We start from the raw sequence: 21,743 nt of genomic DNA, 5'->3' as shown, positions 1-21,743 counted from the left end.
TCATAATTGATTTGCGTCGGCCAGTCAGCCGCGCAACAGAACGGATAAAAACATGGCTACAACACGTGAAGCGGTATCCACTATCCAGACCTGGCTGAACGGCCAGATCGTCGGCCAGCCTCATTTGATCGACCGTTTGTTGATCGCCCTTATCGCCGATGGGCACCTCTTGGTAGAAGGTGCACCCGGATTGGCAAAAACCAAGGCTATCAAAACGCTTTCGGACGTTATCGAAGGCAACTTCCACCGCATTCAGTTCACTCCGGACCTTTTGCCTTCCGATGTCACAGGAACCGACATTTACCGCCCGGAAACCGGCACCTTCGAATTCCAAAAAGGGCCGATCTTCCACAACTTGGTATTGGCGGACGAAATCAACCGCGCTCCCGCAAAGGTGCAGTCGGCGCTGTTGGAAGCCATGGCCGAGCGCCAGATCAGCGTCGGCAAACACACCTACAAATTGCCCGCGCTGTTTTTAGTGATGGCAACCCAGAACCCCATCGAGCAGGAAGGCACCTACCCACTGCCGGAAGCCCAGTTAGACCGATTCTTGATGCATGTGCGAGTTTCGTACCCATCGGTGGAAGCAGAGCGGGAAATCCTGCGTTTGACGCGCGCCGAAGCCAACACCCGTCAAGCCCGGCCTGAGCCGCCACCGGAAGTCAGTCAGGAAGTATTGTTCGCAGCGCGCCAGGAGGCTCTGGCGATTCATATGGCGCCAGCGGTAGAGGAATACATAGTGCAACTGACAGCGGCGACCCGTCAGCCCGAGCAATACAGTGAGGAGCTCGCCCGCTGGATTGAATTTGGGGTGAGCCCCCGGGCGACCATCAGTCTCGACCGCTGCGCTCGCGCCCACGCTTGGCTCGCCGGCAAAGACTTTGTCAGCCCGGACGATGTACAGGCGGTCCTGCATGATGTTTTCCGCCATCGCCTGCTGTTGAGCTTTGAAGCGGAAGCCAGTGGCCAGAACACGGACCGAGTGATCGATCAACTGCTTCAGCATGTTCCTGTGCTTTGATGCTGCGCCGCTCATCTCCCACTGATACTGGCCAAACGGCCCCTCGCCCCGCCGGGGTTTATACCTCGGTGGATGAATTGATCCGTCTGCGCCATTTGAGTCGCGATCTGACCCTGCGCACGCGTAAACGCAGTCAGGCACTTTTGGAAGGATCGGTGCGCACACGCTATCGCGGTCGCGGTATGGAATTTTCCGAAGTGCGACCGTACCAGCCCGGCGACGATATCCGCACCATCGACTGGCGTGTCACCGCCCGGGTGCAGGCCCCTTACACCAAGCTGTTTCAGGAAGAGCGCGAACGCCCTATTTTTGTAATGGTGGATCAGCGCTCACCGATGTTTTTCGGTAGCAAAATCTGCTTCAAATCCGTATTCGCTGCCCAAGTGGCAGCGGTAGTCGCCTGGATTGCCAACAACAATAGCGATCGCATAGGCGCTCTGCTGTTCAGTGATCGCGAACAGGGCGATATACGCCCGCGCCGCACTCAGCACGCGGTTCTGGATTTATTGCACCAGCTGGTCGCTTTTAATCACCGTCTCACCAGTCCTGTAGCGCCGGAGAACAGTACTAACCTGCGCGATATGCTGACGGAAACCAGCCGCATTGCCCGCCCCGGAAGCCTGGTGATTCTGCTGTCCGATTTCCATGACTTTTCACCCCAGTGCATAGAGCCGCTGAGCCATCTCGCCAAACGTTCGGATGTGATGGCGCTGCATATTTACGATCCACTGGAACGCAGCCTTCCCGCCGCTGGCAGTCTCGCCATCTCCAATGGCATCGACCGAGTAACCGTCGATGTCTCCACCCTGCGCGAACCGTTTCTGACTGCGTTCGAACAACATCAGCATCAGTTGCGCCAGAGCTGCAATAACACCGGCGTGCAATATATTCATGCGCCGGTGAATCAGACAGTGGAAGCCTTTGCCCAGGATTTATTCAGTCCGCGGCGACAAACGCGCCGCACGGATGGAGGTAAGTCGTGATGCAACCGATCGCGCAAATGCCCCAACCGGGCGGTTCGCCTATGAACCCGCAGCAGCTGATAGAACAAATGCACGACATCATCGCCCCACCTGCGGTGGGCTGGTGGCCTCCCGCGCCGGGATGGTGGGTTCTCGCAGTGCTGCTGTTGGCCCTTTTGATCTGGGGAATTGTGAGCTGGCGCCGCCACTATCTTCGCGGCCTGTACCGTCGCCAGGCGCTTGCCTTGCTCAACCGACTGGACAGCTGCTCGGATGATTTATTGCCTACAGAAGTTAACCGTTTATTAAAACGCACTGCCTTGAGCGCTTACCCTGCGCAATCCACTGCCATTAATCAGGCATTCGGCGAAGCCTGGGTACTGTGGCTGAACCACTGTTGCTCTCAATCCGTATTCGAAGGTGACGCGGCTTTGGCAATTGCCTACGGCGGCTATCAACCCGATCTGGCTTGTCCACGCGCTCAATTGCTCGAGAGCGCGCGCCGCTGGATTGAAAAACATAAACGCAATGCCAATCCGGGAGGCGCCCATGTTTGAATTCGCCTGGCCCTGGGTGTTTGCGTTACTACCCCTGCCGCTGCTGATCTATTTTCTGGTACCACCCAACACCCGCCAGGAAACCGCCTTGCGCGTGCCCTTCTTTCAGCAACTGGCTGGCATGCAGCAACAAGGGCGTATTCACGCTGCCCGCCATTGGTTGCAACAGCTTCTTCTGGTTTTGATTTGGCTGTGCTGCGTAGCCGCCGCTGCGCGCCCGCAATGGGTGGGCGAACCCGTGCAATTGCCAGCCACGGGTCGCGACTTGCTCCTGGCCGTGGATATCTCCGGCAGTATGGAAACACCGGACATGGTGTTTCAAAACCGCAACCTGCAGCGCATTGACGTAGTGAAGTTTGTTGTCAGTGACTTTGTGCGACGACGGGAAAACGATCGACTCGGTTTGATTCTGTTCGGCACCAACGCCTATCTGCAGGCTCCCCTGACCTTCGACCGAACCACGGTGCAAACTCTGCTGCAGGAAGCGCAATTGGGATTTGCCGGGCAGCAGACTGCGATTGGTGATGCCATCGGTTTGGCGATAAAACGTCTGCGCGAACGTCCGGAATCCAGCCGGGTTTTGATTCTGCTCAGCGACGGTGCCAACACTGCAGGCGAAGTCGATCCGCGTCACGCTGCGGATCTTGCGCGGCTGGCCGGGGTCAAGATTTACACCATCGGCCTGGGCGCGGATGAAATGATTCAGCAGACGCTGTTCGGCCGGCGTAAAGTGAACCCCTCGGCCGATCTCGACGAAGAGACTATGACCTATATCGCTGACAAAACCGGCGGCCAATATTTCCGCGCGCGCAATCCGGAAGAGCTGATTCGCATCTACGCCGAACTGGATCGTCTGGAGCCCATAGAGCAAGAAGAAGACGTGTTCCGCCCAATCAGCGCCCTCTTCTATTGGCCACTGGCGGCAGCTCTGCTCGGCAGCTTCCTGCTCGCGCTGATTCGCGTATTCAGCGGAGTGTTTCAGTTGGGATCAACGAACGGACGGCTTGTATGATGGCCACATTCGCCGATTTCCATTTTCTCCGCCCGCTCTGGTTTCTGGCGCTTTTGCCGGCGCTGTTGTTATGCGTAACGCTCCTGCGTCACCAACGCCAAAGCCAGCAGTGGATGCGTTATATCTCCCCGGCTCTGTTGCCCTTCCTGCTGGATCAGGCTCACGGACGGCAGCGGCAATGGCCGCTTTTTGCGCTTCTGGCTCTTTGGTCTGTAGCGGTCATAGCCTTGGCTGGGCCTGTATGGCAGAAAATTCCGCAGCCAGTGGAACGCAACACCCAAGCGCTGGTGATCTGCTGGGATCTCTCGCCTTCGATGTTGGCCGAAGATGTCAAACCATCGCGCCTGGCGCGCTCACGTCTGAAATTGATCGATTTGTTGCAAACCCGCAAGGAAGGACAAGTCGCTTTGATTGCCTATTCCGGTGAGGCATATACCGTCACGCCACTCACCGACGACCGCCAGACCATTATTAACCTGTTGCCGGCACTAAGCCCGACAACCTTGCCAACCGTGGGTAGCAATCCGGAAATGGCATTGAGCATGGCGACCCAACTGCTTAAAGACGGCGGAGTTCCGCGCGGCCATATACTGTTTCTCACCGATGAAATCGAGCCGAGCGCCTTCCAAGTTATAGGAGAGAATCTGCGCACTATCCCCCACCAAGTGACTTTCTGGGGTGTAGGAACTCGCGATGGCGCCCCCATTCCACTACCGGATGGCGGTTTTGCGAAAAATCGTCGTGGAGAGATGGTGGTGGCGCGCCTTAATGAAGACCAACTGCAGAAATTCGCTGCGGATCATCAGGCCTACTATATCCCCATGCTGACTACCAACAGCGATATCGAAACCCTGGAACAACTGTTGTCGCCAAGTCTGACCGACAACGCCACCCGGCGTACTGATCGGGTGTTCGACCAGTGGTTTGAACACGGCCAGTATCTGGCGCTGCTGTTGATTCCTTTTGTCGCCTGGACTTTCCGGCGCGGCTGGATTTTTGTGTTCTTTCTGACAGTGTTCCTGCCTCTCGGCTATAGCCCGCAGGCCAGTGCGCTCTCCTGGGATGACCTGTGGTTGACCAAGGACCAACAGGCCGCGCGCGACCTGAAAAAGGGCGAGGCCGAGGCCGCAACTCGTTTCACCACACCGGACAGGCGAGGAGCGGCTTTGTACGAGCAAGGCGATTACGAATCTGCCGCCAATGAATTTGGCGCAAACAGCGACGCAACCAATGCGTATAACAGAGGCAATGCCCTCACCCAAGCGGGCCAATTTGAAGAAGCTTTAAAAGCGTATGATCAGGCGCTCCAGCAACAGCCGGATTTTCCCGAGGCAAAACAAAACCGGGAGATAGCCCGTCAGCTAGCAGAAATGCAAAAACAACAAAAACAGAATGGCTCTAATGGCGAAAATCAGGACGGGCAAGAAGACGGTGAAAAGGGCGAACAAAGCGATTCGCAAGGCGGCAATCCCGGACAGCAGTCCGAAGACTCCCAACCGGGCAACCAATCAGAGGGGGAAATGAGCGATGAAGAAGCGCAAAAGGCCGCACAGCGTCAGGAATCTGAAGAAAGCGCCGCGCAAGAAGAGAATCCTTATGCTCAGGCGGAGCAGAAACAGAAGCAGAATTCATCTGGAAACGACGAGCTCAGATCCGTAACTGAAACGGAAGAGCAAGCCAATGAAGAAGGTGATCCCCTGTTAGCGGACACCATGCACAAACCCATGACAGAAGAAGAGCAAATGTTGGAGCAATGGCTGCGCAAAGTGCCGGACGATCCGAGCGGACTGCTGCGCAACAAATTCAAATACCAATATATGCAGCGCCGACAGTCCCTGCGCGGCGGCTTTACCGATAACGAAGCGGAACAACGCTGGTAGAACTATGGACCAAACTGCTCAAACCCCAAGCGCTAACAAGCCTATTCAGTGGAGCCATTGGCTGCTGACACTGCTGCTGTTGCTGTTTGCTGGACGCGTCTGCGCCGACAGCCTGACGGTAGAAGTGGATCGGCAAAATATCCGCCTCAACGAAACCTTGAATCTGTCCGTGCGTTACGAAGGTCGCCAGGTGGCCAGCGATCCCGATTTCTCAGTGCTCAACCAGTTCGATATTCTCTCCAACCACAAATCCACTCAGCACTCGATTATCAACGGCACCATCAGCGCCTTTACTGAATGGCGCCTGACCCTGGCACCACGCAATACCGGACAGCTGCTGATTCCGCCACTGAGTCTTAGAGGTCAGCACAGCAAGGCGATAACCATCACCGTAACCGAGCCCGCCAAAGACCCCATTAGCGGCAAAGAAGATGTGTTTTTGGAAACTTTCGTGGACAAATCCACTGTATTCGTCCAGGAGCAATTCATCGTCACCTATAGGCTGCATTTCAATCAAAGTGTCGATTCGCTAGACAGCGGCCAAATCAATATCAGCCAGGCGCGAGTTGAAGAGCTGCCGCGCCTGGATTTCCAGACAACTATCGGGAACACTCCCTACGCTGTCGCGGAATTTCGTTATGCCGTCTTTCCTGATGCCAGTGGCGTGGTGAATATTCCCGAGCAGGTGTGGACGGTGCGCACCACCGACCAACCCGGCATGGCCCGCTTTGGTTTTGGCGGCGGTCGCTTCAAGTTGCACCGGGTGAGAACCAAGCCGCTGGCGATTACCGTCAATCCAAAGCCGGACGATTTCCCGGCTCAGGCCCCTTGGCTGCCAGCCCACAATCTGACGATTGCCGAACAATGGAGCCGTTCTCCTGATGAATTCCGCGTCGGCGAACCTATAACTCGCACCATCACAGTAACGGCAGCCGGAGTGATGCCGGAACAACTTCCCCCGCTGATAGACGAGCGCGGCACTTCGGCGCTGAAGTTCTATCCGGATAAACCCGAGCAGGACAAAAGCTACAGTTCCGACGGAGTAAACGCCAAACGTGTCGAAAGCGTTGCAATAGTTCCTTCCACCGCTGGCGAGGTGCGTCTGCCGGAAGTTAGCGTCACCTGGTGGAACACTGAGCTTAAAAGAGTCGAGAAAGCCACCCTGCCCGCCCGAACCTTGATGGTCGCGCCAGCGGAAGGTATGCAAACATCCAGTACACCTCAGGCGGCACCAGTTCTGCCAGACACTGCCACTGTGGTTGGCGGCCCATCATCCGCTCCCCAGGTCCAAACCGATCCCCGCTGGGTGTGGATCAGTCTCGCTCTTCTGGTGTGCAATCTGCTGACCTTGGCTTTCTGGTGGCACAGTCGCCAGCAACCAGCAAAGACCGCGAACACATCTGACCCGGAACCAGCAAGCCTCAAAGATGCTTTGCGCCAGCTAAGACGCGCCTGCGACCGTGCGGATGCATTTGCAGTCCGTACAGCGCTGCTGGAATGGGCCAAACGGCGCTGGCCGGAGCAGCGCCTGCTGCTCGCGGATATTGGGCGTTTGTCACAGGATCCCGAGGTTCAAGGAGAGCTGCGCAAGTTGGAGGAAAACTTATTTGCGGGTCGGGATCACACGATTAACTATCCGCTTTTGGCGCGAACCGCGCAGCGAATGAGTGAAACCTCAGCAGGAAAGTCGCAAGCGGGATTACAACCTTTATACAAAACAAGCTAGAAGCAGAACTGCCCGGGTATTGGTTGTGGTGTCATCACCCCGTACAATGCCCGCCTCGACTTGGTGAGATGGCTCAGCATACGAACAAAACTCAGAGCTGCACACCAGGGTTTGCAAAACGATTCTCAGGTGTTCCTGCCAGAGCTGCTAGACGGCCCCACATGGTAAACAGCCCCATAGGTAAATTGATGCACAAGATTTCTTCCTTCTTCGCTCTTGCGATCCTGCTCGGCTCCTTGGGCTTGCTGTCCGCTTGTGACAGCGGCAGCAAAAATCGTAGTTCCAACACGGGTAGTAGCAGCTCCAGTTCATCTACCAGTACCAGCACTAGCACCTCATCGACTTCGAGTTCATCGAGCTCTTCGTCAAGTTCATCCAGCTCTTCCAGCTCAAGCAGCTCATCGAGCAGTTCTGGTGTCATCATCGAAGGCAATGTCAGAGTTCACTTCCCGCCGCGTTACTCCCGTACTGACAAGCAGAGCATCACCTTGCGCGGAGTTGTGGTGGACCCTACTGGCGTCAATCAGGTTTTAATCAATGGCCAGCCTGCCACCAGCGACGAGGTGAACTGGACTTACACTGCGACTCTCGTACCTGGTCAAAATGAATTGGTCATCAGCGAAGAAACCGCAGATGGCGTCAATGAAATTGATCGAATCTTTGTCGATCGCTCGCCGAATCTCATAACTCCAGGAGATGTGGTTGATGACAACGCCAATGGCCGATTGCTTATCCTGGACACCTCGCAAAATCTGCTGATCGCGGCTGATAAAGAAAGTGGTGCACTTTCTGTCCTGTCACCGCCAGCAGGAGAGACCAATTTGATTAAAAATAGCCGCGGACTGGCCTTAGACGTCGCGCGCAACCGTGTGCTGATTTATCAGGGAAGACAAAGCACCAAGGACACCAATCCTGAATTCATCCAAGTTGATCTCACCACTGGAGCACAAAGCGTTTTTACAGTTCCGGATTTCACCGACATCTATCTTGCTCACTCGCCTAAAGCATTGATCGTCGCCAATGACGTAGCGTTTGTTGCAGATACACAAGCGAAGTTTTTCAACGCCAACAAAGAAGAAGTACCAGAGGGTTCTGAAGATGCGGTCTCCGTACAAGAGGGAGAAATCATCTACCGAATCAATCTCACCTCCGGAGAGCGCACGCTTATTTCCAGCCGATATTTCCCCGAAGAAGGGGCCGGCAATTCACTGGATAACGTCAAGTCTCTTGCCTACAACCCAACCAAATCAGTTCTCTATGCGTTGGATGTAGGCGGAGTTGCTGCGCGTCTTTTAGAGGTCAAGCTTGCCGATGGAAAACGCAGTTTAGTCGCCGTCAAAAACAGCAGTGGGAGCAATATCAGCCTGCGTCTGCCTGACAAAATTGATATAGATGTCGCCAATCAAAAAGTATTGCTGTTGAACGATACAGTTTCTCGCAACCCCTATGATCCATCGATCATATCAATTGATCTCGCAGACAATAAGTCAAAAATTCTGACCTCAAATGCCTACCCGGAAAACGGCGACTATGTACTGCGCCGCTCTGTGAATTTCCACTATAGCCCTGCCGACAACGCGATCTATATGGTGGAAGATGCGCAAGACGTGGTATTCCGAGTTGATATGCAAACCGGTGCTCGCACCCCCGTTGCGTCTTCGGGCCCAGTAGATAAAAAAGGCTACATTACCAACAGCTTGGTCAGAAATGTCATTCTGGCCGACGATCATCAGACCTATCTTCTCGACCTGAGATTTTCCTCTGTTTTCGCCTACAACCTGTATTTCGGCCATAAAGCCATCATTAACAACAATCAAACCAATGGCCTTGAAGTCCAAATATTGCGATCACCGACGACTGGCGCATGGGATCCAGCCAAGAAGCATCTTCTTTTGGCAAACGAAGCCAACGGCGCATTCTTGACCTACGATCCCGCCACGCAAAAAGCGGAATCGAAGTTAAACCTTCCCGTAGTTGCGACGGATGTACTGATTGATCCAGCCTCCGATACCGCATACGTAGCTGTTTCAACCGGTATTATTAAGGTCGATCTCGCAGACAAGTATCGATCCACGACTTTCTCATCCTCGAGCACTCCTGACCGCATCAACAATTTCCAAAATTTGCGCGGAATTGCTTTGGATGCTGACAACAATCGACTGTTAGCTATAGATAGCGGTTTAAATGCAGTGCTTGCGGTTGATCTCGCGACAGGAGCCAGAAGCTTATTCTCTCCCCCAGCCGCGACCCCGGATGCGGAGGATATTTTGTCGATTCCTAAATCAATCGTGATTGATAAAACCAATAACCGTGCGCTGGTATTGGATAGTGGACGCAAAGCGATCGTCGGTGTGGACCTCACTACGGGTAAACGCGCGGATGTTTATCGCTACGCAGACGCTTCACCGCGGGTTGTATGGACTCCGGCCAAAATGGTCCTCCATCCAACGTTCAATTACCTGTTATTGATTGATGAGTTCACCGGCACTCTGAGCGCGCTGGATTTAAATGGTGATACACCGCAATTCGTCACCCTGACCCGTTGATTATCTCGGCCAGATTCAAGCAACAGGCATAAAAAAAGCGCTGGTTAAACAACCAGCGCTTTTTTGTTTATCCAGTTACAAATTATTTTTTCCCGTCTTTACGCACGCCTTCTACGGTCAAAAACAATTCCACTTCCTGAGAAGCAGGCCCGAGTTTAGCCATGGCAATGCCCCACTCTTCTGGCTTGATGGTGGCTCGGCCTTCAAAGCCCGCACGATAGCCGCCCCAAGGATCATTACCTGCACCGATATGCTCCACTTGGATGGTGATGGGTTTGGTTACACCGTGCAGAGTGAGATCGCCGGTGAGTTCGGCAGTTTTCTCGCCTGTGGGTTTATAAGCAGTACTGGTAAAAGTCGCCGTCGGGAATTTGCTCGCGTCCAGAAAATCCGCGCTGCGCAAATGCTTGTCGCGCTCAGCGTGGTTGCTGTCGAGACTCGCGATTTTTACCGTGACATTGATTTTGTTTTTGCTGGGATCCTTCTCGTCATAAGTGAAGGTGCCGTCGAAATCGTTGAAACGTCCGTACAGCCAGCTGTATCCCAAATGCTTCACTCGAAACTGAACAAAAGCGTGAGCGCCCTGTTTGTCTACCACGTAGTCAGCGGCGTCGACCTGTGCGGCCATACCCAATACGGCTGCCGCTAGTACACCTGTAATTCGCTTTTTCATTGTTTCCTCCAAAGGATGGTCTTTCTTTATGGGTTTTTACTAAATGCCCCCGGGGAGCGGGGATACAACATGAATTGAATTTTTATTTGCCGCTGGTCATGCGCCGCACAGTGACATTTTTATCGATGAAATGATGCTTCAACGCCGCTCCTGCGTGCAGGACCGCCAAGCCAATGAGAGTGTAGGCGGCAATTTCGTGAATCTCACCGGCGAGGTCCTCCAGATTATCGATACCCGATATCAACGACGGAATCTGCACACCGCCAAACACTTCCAAAGGATCGCCCTGCGCCGTGGTAATGAGATATCCCGAGATAAACATGACAAACAGCAACACATACAACCCCGCATGGGCCAACTTGGCCGCCAGCCGCTCCAACTTGGAATGACTCGGCAGAGATCCGGGATATGGGACGGAAAACCGATAAATCAAGCGAATCACCGTCACCAGGAGCAATGCGATTCCGACGCTTTTATGGATGTCCGGCGCGCGGCGGTACCAGGGGTCGTAATAAGTCAACCCTGTCATCCACAGACCGAGAATAAATAAGCCCACTACTGTCAGTGCGGATATCCAGTGCAGCAGTTTTGCGAAACCCGAATAGCTCCGCTCGTTTGAGCGCCAAAAGCTCATAAAGATCACTCCACCAATGATTTATTCACAACTTCGTACACGTCCTTGGAAAGTTTGGATACCCTGGCTATGCGCCGCAGTTGATCGCGCATCAAATGCTGGCGATGAGCATCAAACCGCCGCCATTTCGTCAAAGGCGTCAGCAAGCGCGCGGCGATCTGCGGGTTCTGCTGATTGAGCAGCAAAATCTGATCGGCGAGAAATACATAACCTTCGCCGTCGACCGCATGGAAATTGCGCGGATTCTGGGTGGCAAATACCCCGATCAAACTGCGCACCTTGTTAGGGTTGCGAATATCGAAGGCCGGCGATTGCAACAGGTCTTTCACCCGCGCGAGCGCTCCTTCTCCTGGATCGGCAGCTTGCACGGACAGCCACTGATTGACCACCAAGGGCTCGTGCTGCCAGCGATCGTAAAACTCTTGCAACGCCCGGGTTCTAAACGGCTGAATATCCGGATCCTGACTTTGCACCGCACAGGTCAACGCCGCCAGCACATCCGTCATATTGGTGCTGGATGCAAACTGCCGTTCGCACCAGCTGCGGTATTCCTGTTTGTACAGGAGCGTCAGATAGGACAGCGCACGGTTGCGCAGACTGCGCAGCGCAATCGCCTTGCCTTCCACGCTGTCGCCCAAAGGTGACAGAGCTTGTTGGCAGCGCAAATAGACGTCCCGCAGCCCGCCCTCCAGCGCCTCAGCCAACTGCACTTGCACGGCTCTGCGCGCTCGGTAATTGCCATCGACATCGACCACCGCCTGCTGTTCCCCAAGATAGGTTTCAGAGGGCAAATCCAACATCAAAGCGACCAGCGCCGGGTCCAGACTCGCATCGTCCAGCACCAGCTTGAAGGCGTTGGCCAAGTCCTGCGCTTTAAAAGCGGCATCAGTTTGATTGGCTTGTATCGCCATAATGCCCAGCTGCTGCGCAGCGTCCCACCGGCAGAAGCCGTCGTCGTCGGTGGTAATGATGCGCAGCAGGTCGTCCGGCGCATAGGCGTATTCCAGTTTTACTGGTGCGGAGAAATTGCGCAGCAACGACGGCACCGGTTTTTCAGGGACATTTTCAAAAACAAAGGTCTGCTCCCGCTCGGTCAGCTCGAGCACCAGATGGGTGTTGTCGGCAGGCAGGTCGTCGACCTCCTGCCCCGCAAGCTGCAGGCGCAGCGCACCGGCTTCGCCAAGCAACCCCATGGCCACCGGGATATGGAACGGGGCTTTTTGCTCAGCAGTAGCTTCGGGCGTTGACGGGCAGGACTGCGACAAGGTCAGGTGGTACTGGCGCGTTTCTGCATCGTAGTGATCTTGCGCTTTCACTACCGGCGTTCCCGCCTGCCTATACCAGTTCATAAACTGGCTGAAATCACGTCCGGACACATCCACCATGGCTTGGACAAAATCCTCGATGGTGACCGCTTGGCCGTCGTGCCGCTCAAAATATAAATCCGTGCCGCGGCGGAACAATTCCGGGCCGAGCAGCGTATGGATCATACGCACCACCTCGGCGCCTTTTTCGTACACGGTCAATGTGTAAAAGTTGGAAATCTCAATAAACGATGCAGGCTGCACCGGGTGGGACATGGGGCCCGCATCCTCGGCAAATTGCAGGGTGCGCAGCAGCTGCACATCTTCCACTCGTTTGACGATGCGTGCGCCCATATCGGCGGAGAATTCGGAATCGCGGAATACGGTGAAACCTTCTTTCAGGCTTAGTTGGAACCAATCGCGGCAGGTAACGCGGTTGCCGGACCAGTTGTGGAAATATTCGTGGGCCACCACCCCTTCCACCCGCTGAAAGCCGAGGTCGGTTGTGGTACGCGGATTGGCCAGTACACAGGAGGTATTAAAGATATTCAGCCCCTTGTTCTCCATGGCCCCCATATTGAAATCGTCGACCGCAACGATCATGAAGATGTCCAGATCGTACTCGCGCCCGTAGACCTCTTCGTCCCACTTCATAGCGTTTTTCAGTGAGCGCATGGCGTGCTCGCATTTATCCAGATCCTTGTCCTCGACAAAAATCTGCAGCGTTACCTTCCGGCCACTCATGGTGACGAAGTGGTCTTCCACACAGCTCAACTTGCCGGCGACCAGGGCGAACAAATAAGCGGGTTTAGGAAAAGGGTCATGCCAGGTTGCGTAGTGGGTGCCGTCGGCATTGGTTCCTGATTCAATCTTGTTGCCGTTAGACAACAACACTGGAAAATCGCCAGCTGGCGCCACTATGGTGGTGGTGAAAACGCTCAGCACATCCGGCCGGTCGAGGTAAAAGGTGATCTTGCGGAAACCTTCCGCCTCGCATTGGGTACAGTACAAGCCGCGCGACTGATACAGCCCTTCCAGCGCCGTGTTTTTATGGGGTTCTATGTGAACCACACTGCTGAGTTCGAAACGCTCGGGAACGGAAAAAACAATTAACTCCTCTTCCGTCAATTCATATTCCCCTTCGCCCAATAGCCGTCCATCCAAGCGCAACTCCTGTAACTGCAACTCCTGACCGTGCAGACGCAGCTCGCGCTCATCACTGCCTGGCTGACGCTCCAACTGCAGAACAGCTTTCACCTCAGTGAACTGTTCGCGCAAGGTAAAGTGGAGCTTAGTTTGCTGAATTCGAAACCGCGGTGGTTGATAGTCTTTTAAATAAACCGTTTTGGGATGGGCAACCGTCATTTGCGACCTCAGAAAGCATGGCTGCCGTCCCTGGCAGAAAGATGTGGATTTTTAGTCCCGCCAGACCAGCGGGGTTTCGCGCGTGTGAATATGGCTTTCGTCTTCGCACGCTTCTTCTTTGGGCGGCACATAGCCGGTGCGCTGCTCAAGCGGGACATGGTGATGCTCATAGGCAATCACCGCCTCCATACAAGTCCGCAATTGCTGCTCGCTCAATACTCGACCATCTGGCCATTTGCGCAGTTCAATTGCCCGCTTGAAGCTCTCGTAAATCTGCGGCGTCATGGCCGCCAGTACTGCTTGTATATGGGATTCCACTTAGAACACCTACAGGGATCAGGAGTGTTGAAATTAAGTGCGTGAATCCTGGAACCCAAAATCACGCACAAAACGGGTGGGCAACAACAGGCCAAACGCCAGCCCGGCCACCAGCCCCCCAATATGGGCGCCATTGGCGACATGAATGGAGACGGTTTTTTCCAGTATGACCGGCAACACCACCAAAGACACGGCCGCAAGGATATAGAGCCCTTTGGGCAGTTTCAAAATCGGAGATGCTGTGCGTCTATAAAGCACCGCAATCGCACCAAACAAGCCGAAGATTACGCCAGACAAACCGCCAAAAATGGCTGACCCTGGCAACCAATATTGGACCACATTGGCCATAACGCCAGTCGCCAATAACAGAACCAGAAAAATAGAACGCGGCAACACAAATTCCAGGCGGCGGCCCAGCTCCCACATGGCAAGACTGTTAAACAACACGTGCCAAATGCCGAAGTGGAGAAACGCCGGTGTAATCAAACGCCACCACTCATGGTGAATCCAATAGGTTTCAGTAAAAGTGGACGAGGCCAGATAAGTCACAAAGACGGTGATTTTGGTAAAGGTAAATCCCGGTATCCATTCCGGTCGATATTCCGTCAGAAAAAAACCCGCGAAACCCAAGGCGATGGTGACGATGCTGATCGGCCAAGTTCTCAAAAAGGCTTTGGCAATCTCGGCACGAGACATCTGCGAAGGCTGAGGATTCTTCTCGCGCAGCTGATCCAACACTTGCGCGGCGGATTCCAAATGGCCGTCATCCACCCAGAGTTCGGCTACGCCATTCGCATCGCGCAGCTCATACCGCACGCCCTGCGCATCCAATTGTTCGAATAGAGGGGCAAGCACTTGTCCCGGTGCAAAACTGCACAGTTTCACCATGGGCATCGCTGCCCTGCCAAGCTAGTTCCAAATGTGTTTATCAAGTTGTTTCTCCGTGGGTGGTCAACTCTCGGGGTCGACATACACCCAGACAAATTTTGTCGGCGACAGTTTGCTCTCACCATCAAATCTATAAGCAACCAAGCGACCAAATTTCACTGCGCTGTAATCCAGGCAGGCCACATTGGGACGCAATGGTTTGGGCGTTCCCTGCAGCCAGTAATGTCCGACGAACACAGGCGGCTCGTCTGTGCCATAGCGCAACAATTGCTCGCTTTCGCTGGGCGATAGGGGCCGATCCGCGATGTATTCCGGCAGAGGGTCGGGCTGAAACACAACGTCGCGATAAGTTTGCGGATTTTCCGCCCAGAACTTGGTGCGGAAGGAATCACGCACGTATCCATCCCGTCCTATGATCGTGGTCCCCTCTGGCAGAGGAATTCCCGTTCCCCGGGTCAGACGATCAAAAACTCTGCCGGCAAAACTATTGGAGTCCATGGACTCTACGATCAACTCTTCGCGAAACAAACCGCTGCCATAACGACTTTTGTATTCATCGATCAACTTATGATCCCAACAGGCATGCACCACGCGAAACCCGGGCAGTTCGAGAAAGAGCGGCAAAGTCTTGAACCATTCCAAAAACATGCGCCACTCCTCGGGGTAAGCGGCGAGTTGCGCAAGTGTTTCGGCGATTAGGCGGTTGTGCCGCTGGGTATGGGCGCGGACGTGCGTCTGGCCCGTTTCGGGAGGCGCTGGAGTGGTGTAACAGATGGCATTGAATTCGTGATTACCCATGACGCAGCGGGCAACTCCCGCATCGGTCATGGCTTTTACAAGATGTAACGCTTCGCGGATATGCGGCCCGCGATCGACTATATCGCCAACAAAAATCGCCTGCCGCTCCGGGTGCTGGTACACCCCATTAACGCGTTCATAACCCAATTTGTGCAGCAGTTTTTCAAGAGTGAAAGCACAGCCGTGCACATCACCAATGATGTCGTACCCCCGCCACACCCGCTCTTGTCCGGTCATGGTCGATCCTCAATACCCGTTACCGGAATGAGAAGCCCAACCGAGCTTGTTGCGGCAAATTTCGTAGAAGTCGTGATCCTCTGGATGGATAAGACACAGCTTTTCCGGTTTTTTACGCACCACAATTTCATCGTCCACCGTCGTAACCTGGTGAGTTTGCCCATCGCAAGTGACGTGAGGCCGAATATCGCGTTGGTCGCCGACAACAACGCGTATTTCGGCGTCACCATGTACAACTATAGGACGACTGCTGAGAGTGTGGGGATTAAGCGGCACTACAACTATCGCATCCAGACCGGGATGCATAATCGGCCCACCGACGCTGAGAGCATAAGCAGTGGAGCCCGTGGGGGTGGAGATAATCAAACCGTCAGAGCGCTGACGGTAAACAAATTCTTTATCTATGTAGAGTTCAAACTCGATCATGCGGATGTATTCGCCGGGGTGCAGCACCACATCGTTCAAGGCTGTGCCCGAACTCATCAGCTGACCGCCGCGATACACATGGCAATCCAGTAAAAAGCGGCTTTCAGAAATGTATCGACCTTCCAATACCGCGCCGACTTTGCGCTCGATTTCCTCCGGCAATATGTCGGTGAGAAATCCCAGGCGTCCGCGGTTAATCCCCAGCAACGGCACTCCCGTGCGACACATGCTGCGCGCCGTGCTCAACAAGCTGCCGTCGCCGCCGACGACTATGACCAAATCGCATTGATCCGCGAGCGCGTCGCGCTCCAGGCGCGGCAGTTTGGTGACAGGAGCGGATGCGGCAGTTTCCTCATCAAGGAAAATCTCCACACCCTGTTTTTGCAGAAACAGAATGAGACGTTGCAGTGAATAGTACGCAGCCTCGCTACCGAGGCGCCCTACGAGGCCGATCTTTTTGAATTGGCTCATACCGTGTTTCCGCGAACGAAAACGCCTATTATCCGGAAATGCCGCAGTCCTATCCAGGTAAACCGCGTTGATCCAGGTAAACAGCTCTTTCCAACTAGCCAGTTCAGGTAAAGAAGTAACAAGGAGATCCCGCTCTGCAAGCCCAAACACACCCCACCCCTACAGACTTTCGCCACCCGCTGGTCAAAGACCTGTGCTGGACCCTTGCGCCGCCATTTGATCTGTTGTTGTCCCTCCCACCCTTCCAGAGATTTGCCCCTAGCCAATCTCCAGAAGTACTCAGCACTTGGCTCAAGCAGCTCGAACGCGAGCCCCATGCGCTGGAAGAATTTATGGCGGCTTACCTCAACCGGCGGTTGGGTCACTACTTCGAACGCTTGATTCTGTTTTACCTGTTGCACTCACCCGAACCGCGCTTGACTGTTCTGGAGCACAACTATCCGATCTACCAGTCCATCAAAGGCCAGAAGGTGACTCTGGGTGAATTAGATTTTCTGCTCAAACAGAATGAACGCGTTCTGCATTTGGAGACGGCGGTAAAGTTTTATCTCGGCGTGGCGGACGCCAATGGCCCCCATTGGATAGGACCGGGCCTGGCCGACCGGCTGGATAGAAAACTGGCGCATTTGCGCGATCACCAATTACCGCTCAGCCATGCGCTCGATTTCGCTCGACCTATAGACCCGGTGTTTTGGGTCAAAGGCGTGTTATTCCATCCCTGCTCCGAAGAACTGCCGCTTCCTCCAGGAATTGCCACGCATAGCACAGCAAGCCACTGGCTTACCCGATCACAGGCACCCGAATACATCAATAATGAATGGATAGTGCTCACCAAATCGCGCTGGCTTGGCGGCGCAGATGAATTAACGGGGGAAATTCGCAACCGGAAGGAAATCCTTGATCTTCACGCTGCACCGCTAACTCAGGTTTTAATGCTGCAACATAAATTCAGCGAGCGGCGTTTAATGGTAGTGCCGGATGATTGGCCGGACCGAGCACGGGAAGCCTTGTTAACCGACCCATAAATTAAACCCGCTCTAGCTTGCTGTTAAACCCGCTCAACTTTGCCGTCACGCAGGATGTAGCTGGTATCGCTGATCAATTGATATTGCATCCCCGCACCGATCAAACCACCTTTTAAGGCAAAGGTGTTGTAACCCTGTTTGCCCAGTAAATAAGCGGCAGCGCGGCTGCGTCTTCCGGTATCACAATAAAACACATAGGGCACATCCAGGCGCAATAAACGTTTTTTCAGGCTCAACAAGCCGAGGGGTATATTGGCGGCGAGCAATAAATGGCCTGCGTCATATTCGCTTTCCGCGCGCACGTCTATATAGACCGGAGTGTCAGCAAAGCCCTGACAATCTTCCTCGCTGGCCTCTTCTACTTGCGGTTCCAGCAACAACAATTTGAAGTCGTTTTTCTCCAGGCGCATCAGGACGCCGTCGGTTGCCATGGTGACGGTCGCATTGCGCAGAGTCTCGTACACCAAGGCATCCTCACCAAAGCAACGTCCCACACCTATATCCGCCAGATGCTGCTCCTGACCTTTGTCATTGCGTCTGGTGACTCGGGCTGCCCCTTCTTTGATGAAGTAACAGCAGTTGCCGATTTCACCCTGGCGCAAAATGACTTCACCGGCCAATACCACCTGGGGCGTCATACGATCGAGAATGCGTTCAGCATTTACCGGCGGGACTTTGTAAAACAGGTTGGAATCCAGAACGGTTTTGATCCAGCCGATATCCTCGTCGTAATCGCGTTCTACACTCAACTCGCTGAGTAAATAGTCCGAAATCTGACTCCAGCTCAAAATGCGATCCAAGCGCTCGGAATCCAATTTCAAAACCGCACAATCCGTTTCCGCTATGCCATCACACGGGCGTGGCATTTCATTGGCGAGGGGGAAAAAACTGTCTTTGGCAGCGACGCTCTCGCTGTAACCGGATGAGTACTCAAGGCGAATGCGACCGTTGAGCAAATAGACATGGCGGTAATCACACACACCCCGCCGAAAGACTTGCTGGCCGGCGTACAGGTATTCCACCTGGCCCTGTTCCAGCAGAAATTCCAGATAGTGTGGTTTAAGCGCGTTGAGAGGGACAAACGTCTGCGCAATCGGCAACAAATTCCATTGATTCGGTTGTGTAGGGATCGTTTGAGCGTGCATAGGTACGACCGTATAACGGCTCCATGCTTGGCTCAGAGACCGGAAAACCCCCGCCGTCCCTGAAGGCCGCCACTATGGAGAACCAGGATTCGTGTTCCCGGCTGCCAATGCCCTGCTTGCGCTTTTTGGGCTATCGCCCAAAACACCTTGGCTGTATAAACCGGGTCCAAAGGCACGCCGGTTTCCGCTTCAAACTCCATTGCGAATTGACGCAATCCCGACGGAAACCGCGCATACCCTCCACAATGATAGTTGCTCTCCAGCAACAATGACGGCAAACAGGCGCAATCTTGGCTGGTCAGGCGCTCAGCTTGAGCAATAATTCCGGCTTTCATGGCGGAGACCTCGGTTTCGCCCCCTTTTAGCGTCAAGACTGCGCATACCGGCACGCCCGTTTCGCTCGCCAGCACTCCCGCCGTCGAGCTTCCCGTACCCGCGGCTAGGCAGATCCAGTCTGGGGTCCAGGGCGAGAGCGCTATAGCGGCAGCTCCCCAGGCTCGACAACCTGCCGCACCAGCAAGGCCACCCCCACCTTCAGGAACGATGTAAGTGCCAGGAAAATCTTGCTGCAGTCGGGCCAGCCAGACCGGGTCAGTTTTTTGCCGATAGTCCGCTCGGGAAACAAACCGCAGCTCCATTCCCATGTTCTGAGCATCCTGCAAAGTCGGGCTTAAAACGGATGGTCGCTCACCTCGGACTATGCCGACCGTTGGCACACCCAAAGCCGCGCCAGCGGCTGCCAAGGCATACAAGTGGTTGGAAAAGGCCCCACCAAAACTCAGCAGACGGGCAGCGCCCGACTCCTCTGCAGCATCAAGATGACCCGCGAGCTTATAGAACTTGTTGCCACCAAGCTGAGGATGGAGAAGATCTTCGCGTTTGACCGCCACTTCGATACCAGATGCCCGAGCCAGCCCCCATTCCAGTTTTTGCACAGGAGCAAGGGAGGCAACGGTGGCAAGCGGCAATCGCCGCCAATTCGGTGGCAGCATTGGAAAGGAAATAGGTTAAATGGCTTTGAGTTTGCGCTGATTGCGCCTGTGCAGATCGCACAGGTCGCTCTCACCGGGCGTAAATTCCGCCGGATTGGTTATCCGTGTCAGATTTGCGCAGCACATTTCGCCCTGTTCATCCGTCGCACAACAGACCGGAGTTTGATAGTGCTTCAACCAGGCAAGATACTGCGCCTCACTGACGCCGCAATAAGCGGCGGTAAAAGCAGGTGGATTTTCCAGGAACAGGGACATTTCCGAATAAGGAATGGTGATATGGCCCGCGCCCGGCTGATAAGTCACAAAGTTCACGCCTTTCTGACTCATACGTTCCAGCAGCAAGTCACCGCTGTTGGCCAGCGACATCTGATGCTCGCGGCGCAACCGTTGAATTTCCTGCTGCAGCTGCTCCTGGTGTTCTTTGTGGTACTGCAACTCCAGCTCTTTAATTTTCAGCAGCTCGTTTAATTCGGCGGTGGCGGTGCGGACTTTGTTCTGTATCTCCGCATCCAGACGGGCGCGCACGGCGTCCAAGGTCTCACTGCTGGTCCCTTGCACACGCTGCAGCTTGTGTTCGTAATAATCGCGCAAACCTTCGATCTTCTGCTGCTGCCCTTCAATGGTCTGGCGCAGCTCCTGATTGCTGCCTTCCAACACTTGGCGCTTAGCGTCACTCTCTTCCAGGCGCTTGTGCAGAGCCTCAAGGCGTTGTTCATATTCACTGCGCAGCGACTGCATCGCCTGATCTTTGTCGCTCATCATGCTGGCGATGCGCTGGCGCTGACTTTCCAGCAATTGCGTCATCTGCTCGCGCAGAGCGGCTTCATATTGTTTGCTGAATTGCTGGCTGAGATGCAGCTCGAGACGTTGAGCTTCTTCGGCGGACAAACCCGAAACTGCTTCAGCTTTGCGCGATGGACTGAAGTGCACCCCCAAACGATTGCGTTTGAGAGAGCGCAGAATTTGTTTGAAATGGGGCCCTTCGGCGTTCAGATCCGGGTCCCACAGCCAATCTTTGAAATACGCGATAGGACATTGGCTGGCGCAGGCAATGCGGATGGGACCGGCACCCAGATCGGGGCCTTTGGTCGTAGTACGCGCCAGATCCTGAAGTGGGAGATTCCAACCAGATTCAATCGCCCCGCGCGCATCAAACCCTATGGTAAAAAATACTGCGGCGGTAACTATGAACTGGTGATTGAATTCGACGTAGACCCCGCGCTGTTTGGTGTTGGCCCATTCCACCAAAGGGACGAAACCGTCGAGCAACGCCTCCAATTCCGGATAAAGAAGCTCCTTCGAAATGCCTTCTCTGCCAAAGAACAGAACGGCTTGTGCTTTTTCCGTATCGAGTAAAAACATGATGTCCGGTCTTGTTTGACGCTTGTGTTAGGAGACGCAGGGATGCCAGCGAAATGCGCCATAGAGTAGCCCGAAATCCGACGAAACTACAGAGTGAAGCGAAACCACAACACAAAGTTGTAGGGACGTCACAGTGGAGAACGACGGCGGAGCCACGCCAAATACTGCCCAAATGGCAGTACCAATTGAATTAAAGATAGAACAGAGATGGCAAAAGAAAAGGGATAACTGAGGACAAACTAACGATCAGAGCGGCGAGAGAGCTAGGACTACACCTCAACAAACTCGTCCAGCTCTTCATCCAGATCCAGCTCTTCCCCCAGATAGTTCAGATCTTCCAAGAGTTCTTCTACATAGTCTTGCATACCCAACTCCTATTTCATGACTGATTTGATTGTTCA

At 54.3% G+C, this 21,743-nt stretch carries 18 protein-coding genes; 8 read left to right on the top strand and 10 right to left on the bottom strand.

Annotation, left to right across the window (positions count from 1 at the left end):
* Positions 1-52: 52 nt before the first annotated feature.
* The 7 genes from DWB84_RS04860 to DWB84_RS04830 all read left to right on the top strand — a co-directional run bounded on the left by DWB84_RS04860 (position 53) and on the right by DWB84_RS04830 (position 9,704).
* A complete protein-coding gene (locus tag DWB84_RS04860) occupies positions 53-1,021 on the top strand; it encodes a MoxR family ATPase (protein ID WP_187408594.1) in 969 nt (322 codons plus the stop codon).
* Entirely contained in the window at positions 1,021-2,004 is a 984-nt protein-coding gene (locus DWB84_RS04855; protein WP_187408593.1) for a DUF58 domain-containing protein, read from the top strand. Before DWB84_RS04860 ends, DWB84_RS04855 begins: the two co-directional genes overlap by 1 nt.
* Complete coding sequence (locus DWB84_RS04850; RefSeq protein WP_255428873.1) at positions 2,004-2,540, top strand: DUF4381 domain-containing protein; 537 nt, start codon at positions 2,004-2,006, stop codon at positions 2,538-2,540. The genes DWB84_RS04855 and DWB84_RS04850 overlap by 1 nt, the downstream gene beginning before the upstream one ends.
* Positions 2,533-3,552 carry a VWA domain-containing protein gene (locus tag DWB84_RS04845; protein WP_187408591.1) on the top strand — a complete coding sequence of 340 codons (1,020 nt, stop codon included), beginning with the start codon at positions 2,533-2,535 and terminating at the stop codon, positions 3,550-3,552. Before DWB84_RS04850 ends, DWB84_RS04845 begins: the two co-directional genes overlap by 8 nt.
* Complete coding sequence (locus DWB84_RS04840; protein WP_187408590.1) at positions 3,549-5,432, top strand: VWA domain-containing protein; 1,884 nt, start codon at positions 3,549-3,551, stop codon at positions 5,430-5,432. Before DWB84_RS04845 ends, DWB84_RS04840 begins: the two co-directional genes overlap by 4 nt.
* A gap of 4 nt (positions 5,433-5,436) precedes the next feature.
* Entirely contained in the window at positions 5,437-7,158 is a 1,722-nt protein-coding gene (locus DWB84_RS04835) for a BatD family protein (RefSeq protein ID WP_187408589.1), read from the top strand.
* A gap of 161 nt (positions 7,159-7,319) precedes the next feature.
* The gene (locus tag DWB84_RS04830) at positions 7,320-9,704 is read left to right on the top strand and encodes a hypothetical protein (protein WP_187408588.1); all 2,385 of its coding nucleotides are present in this window, start codon (positions 7,320-7,322) and stop codon (positions 9,702-9,704) included.
* Positions 9,705-9,786: 82 nt separating this feature from the next.
* On the opposite strand, the gene DWB84_RS04825 is transcribed toward DWB84_RS04830, so the two are convergent.
* From DWB84_RS04825 to DWB84_RS04795, 7 genes are all read right to left on the bottom strand, one after another.
* On the bottom strand, positions 9,787-10,377 hold the full coding sequence (locus DWB84_RS04825) for a YceI family protein (protein ID WP_187408587.1): 591 nt from the start codon (positions 10,375-10,377) through the stop codon (positions 9,787-9,789).
* An 82-nt stretch (positions 10,378-10,459) separates the two neighbouring features.
* The gene (locus DWB84_RS04820; RefSeq protein ID WP_187408586.1) at positions 10,460-11,011 is read right to left on the bottom strand and encodes a cytochrome b; all 552 of its coding nucleotides are present in this window, start codon (positions 11,009-11,011) and stop codon (positions 10,460-10,462) included.
* A 5-nt stretch (positions 11,012-11,016) separates the two neighbouring features.
* Positions 11,017-13,680, bottom strand: a complete 2,664-nt coding sequence (gene pepN, locus DWB84_RS04815) for an aminopeptidase N (protein ID WP_187408585.1) — start codon at positions 13,678-13,680, stop codon at positions 11,017-11,019.
* Positions 13,681-13,731: 51 nt separating this feature from the next.
* Positions 13,732-13,998, bottom strand: coding sequence for a YeaC family protein (locus DWB84_RS04810; protein WP_370589668.1), 267 nt, complete (start codon positions 13,996-13,998; stop codon positions 13,732-13,734).
* A 33-nt stretch (positions 13,999-14,031) separates the two neighbouring features.
* Positions 14,032-14,892, bottom strand: a complete 861-nt coding sequence (locus DWB84_RS04805) for a rhomboid family intramembrane serine protease (RefSeq protein ID WP_187408584.1) — start codon at positions 14,890-14,892, stop codon at positions 14,032-14,034.
* Positions 14,893-14,949: 57 nt separating this feature from the next.
* Positions 14,950-15,921 (bottom strand): metallophosphoesterase, encoded by a 972-nt coding sequence (locus DWB84_RS04800; RefSeq protein ID WP_187408583.1) that lies wholly within the window; start codon positions 15,919-15,921, stop codon positions 14,950-14,952.
* A gap of 9 nt (positions 15,922-15,930) precedes the next feature.
* Entirely contained in the window at positions 15,931-16,818 is an 888-nt protein-coding gene (locus tag DWB84_RS04795; protein ID WP_187408582.1) for an NAD(+) kinase, read from the bottom strand.
* 134 nt (positions 16,819-16,952) lie between these two features.
* On the opposite strand from DWB84_RS04795, the gene DWB84_RS04790 reads away from it, so the two are divergent.
* Entirely contained in the window at positions 16,953-17,843 is an 891-nt protein-coding gene (locus DWB84_RS04790) for a DUF1853 family protein (RefSeq protein ID WP_370589682.1), read from the top strand.
* A gap of 23 nt (positions 17,844-17,866) precedes the next feature.
* Here the strand turns inward: DWB84_RS04790 and DWB84_RS04785 are convergent, their stop codons facing one another.
* Genes DWB84_RS04785 through DWB84_RS04775 form a run of 3 tightly spaced genes read right to left on the bottom strand, consistent with a single transcriptional unit; the run spans position 17,867 to position 21,342 of the window.
* A complete protein-coding gene (locus DWB84_RS04785; protein ID WP_187408580.1) occupies positions 17,867-18,988 on the bottom strand; it encodes a cyclic nucleotide-binding domain-containing protein in 1,122 nt (373 codons plus the stop codon).
* Between the two features lie 32 nt (positions 18,989-19,020).
* Positions 19,021-19,956, bottom strand: coding sequence for a 1-aminocyclopropane-1-carboxylate deaminase/D-cysteine desulfhydrase (locus DWB84_RS04780; protein ID WP_187408579.1), 936 nt, complete (start codon positions 19,954-19,956; stop codon positions 19,021-19,023).
* A gap of 39 nt (positions 19,957-19,995) precedes the next feature.
* Positions 19,996-21,342, bottom strand: a complete 1,347-nt coding sequence (locus tag DWB84_RS04775; protein ID WP_187408578.1) for an apolipoprotein A1/A4/E family protein — start codon at positions 21,340-21,342, stop codon at positions 19,996-19,998.
* Positions 21,343-21,743 lie beyond the last annotated feature (401 nt).

Origin of the sequence: Saccharophagus sp. K07 (genome assembly GCF_014336955.1) — a bacterium.
Lineage (GTDB): Bacteria > Pseudomonadota > Gammaproteobacteria > Pseudomonadales > Cellvibrionaceae > UBA5868.
Note: the sequence above shows the minus strand (reverse complement) of the source record. Positions and strands in the feature narration are given on the sequence as shown.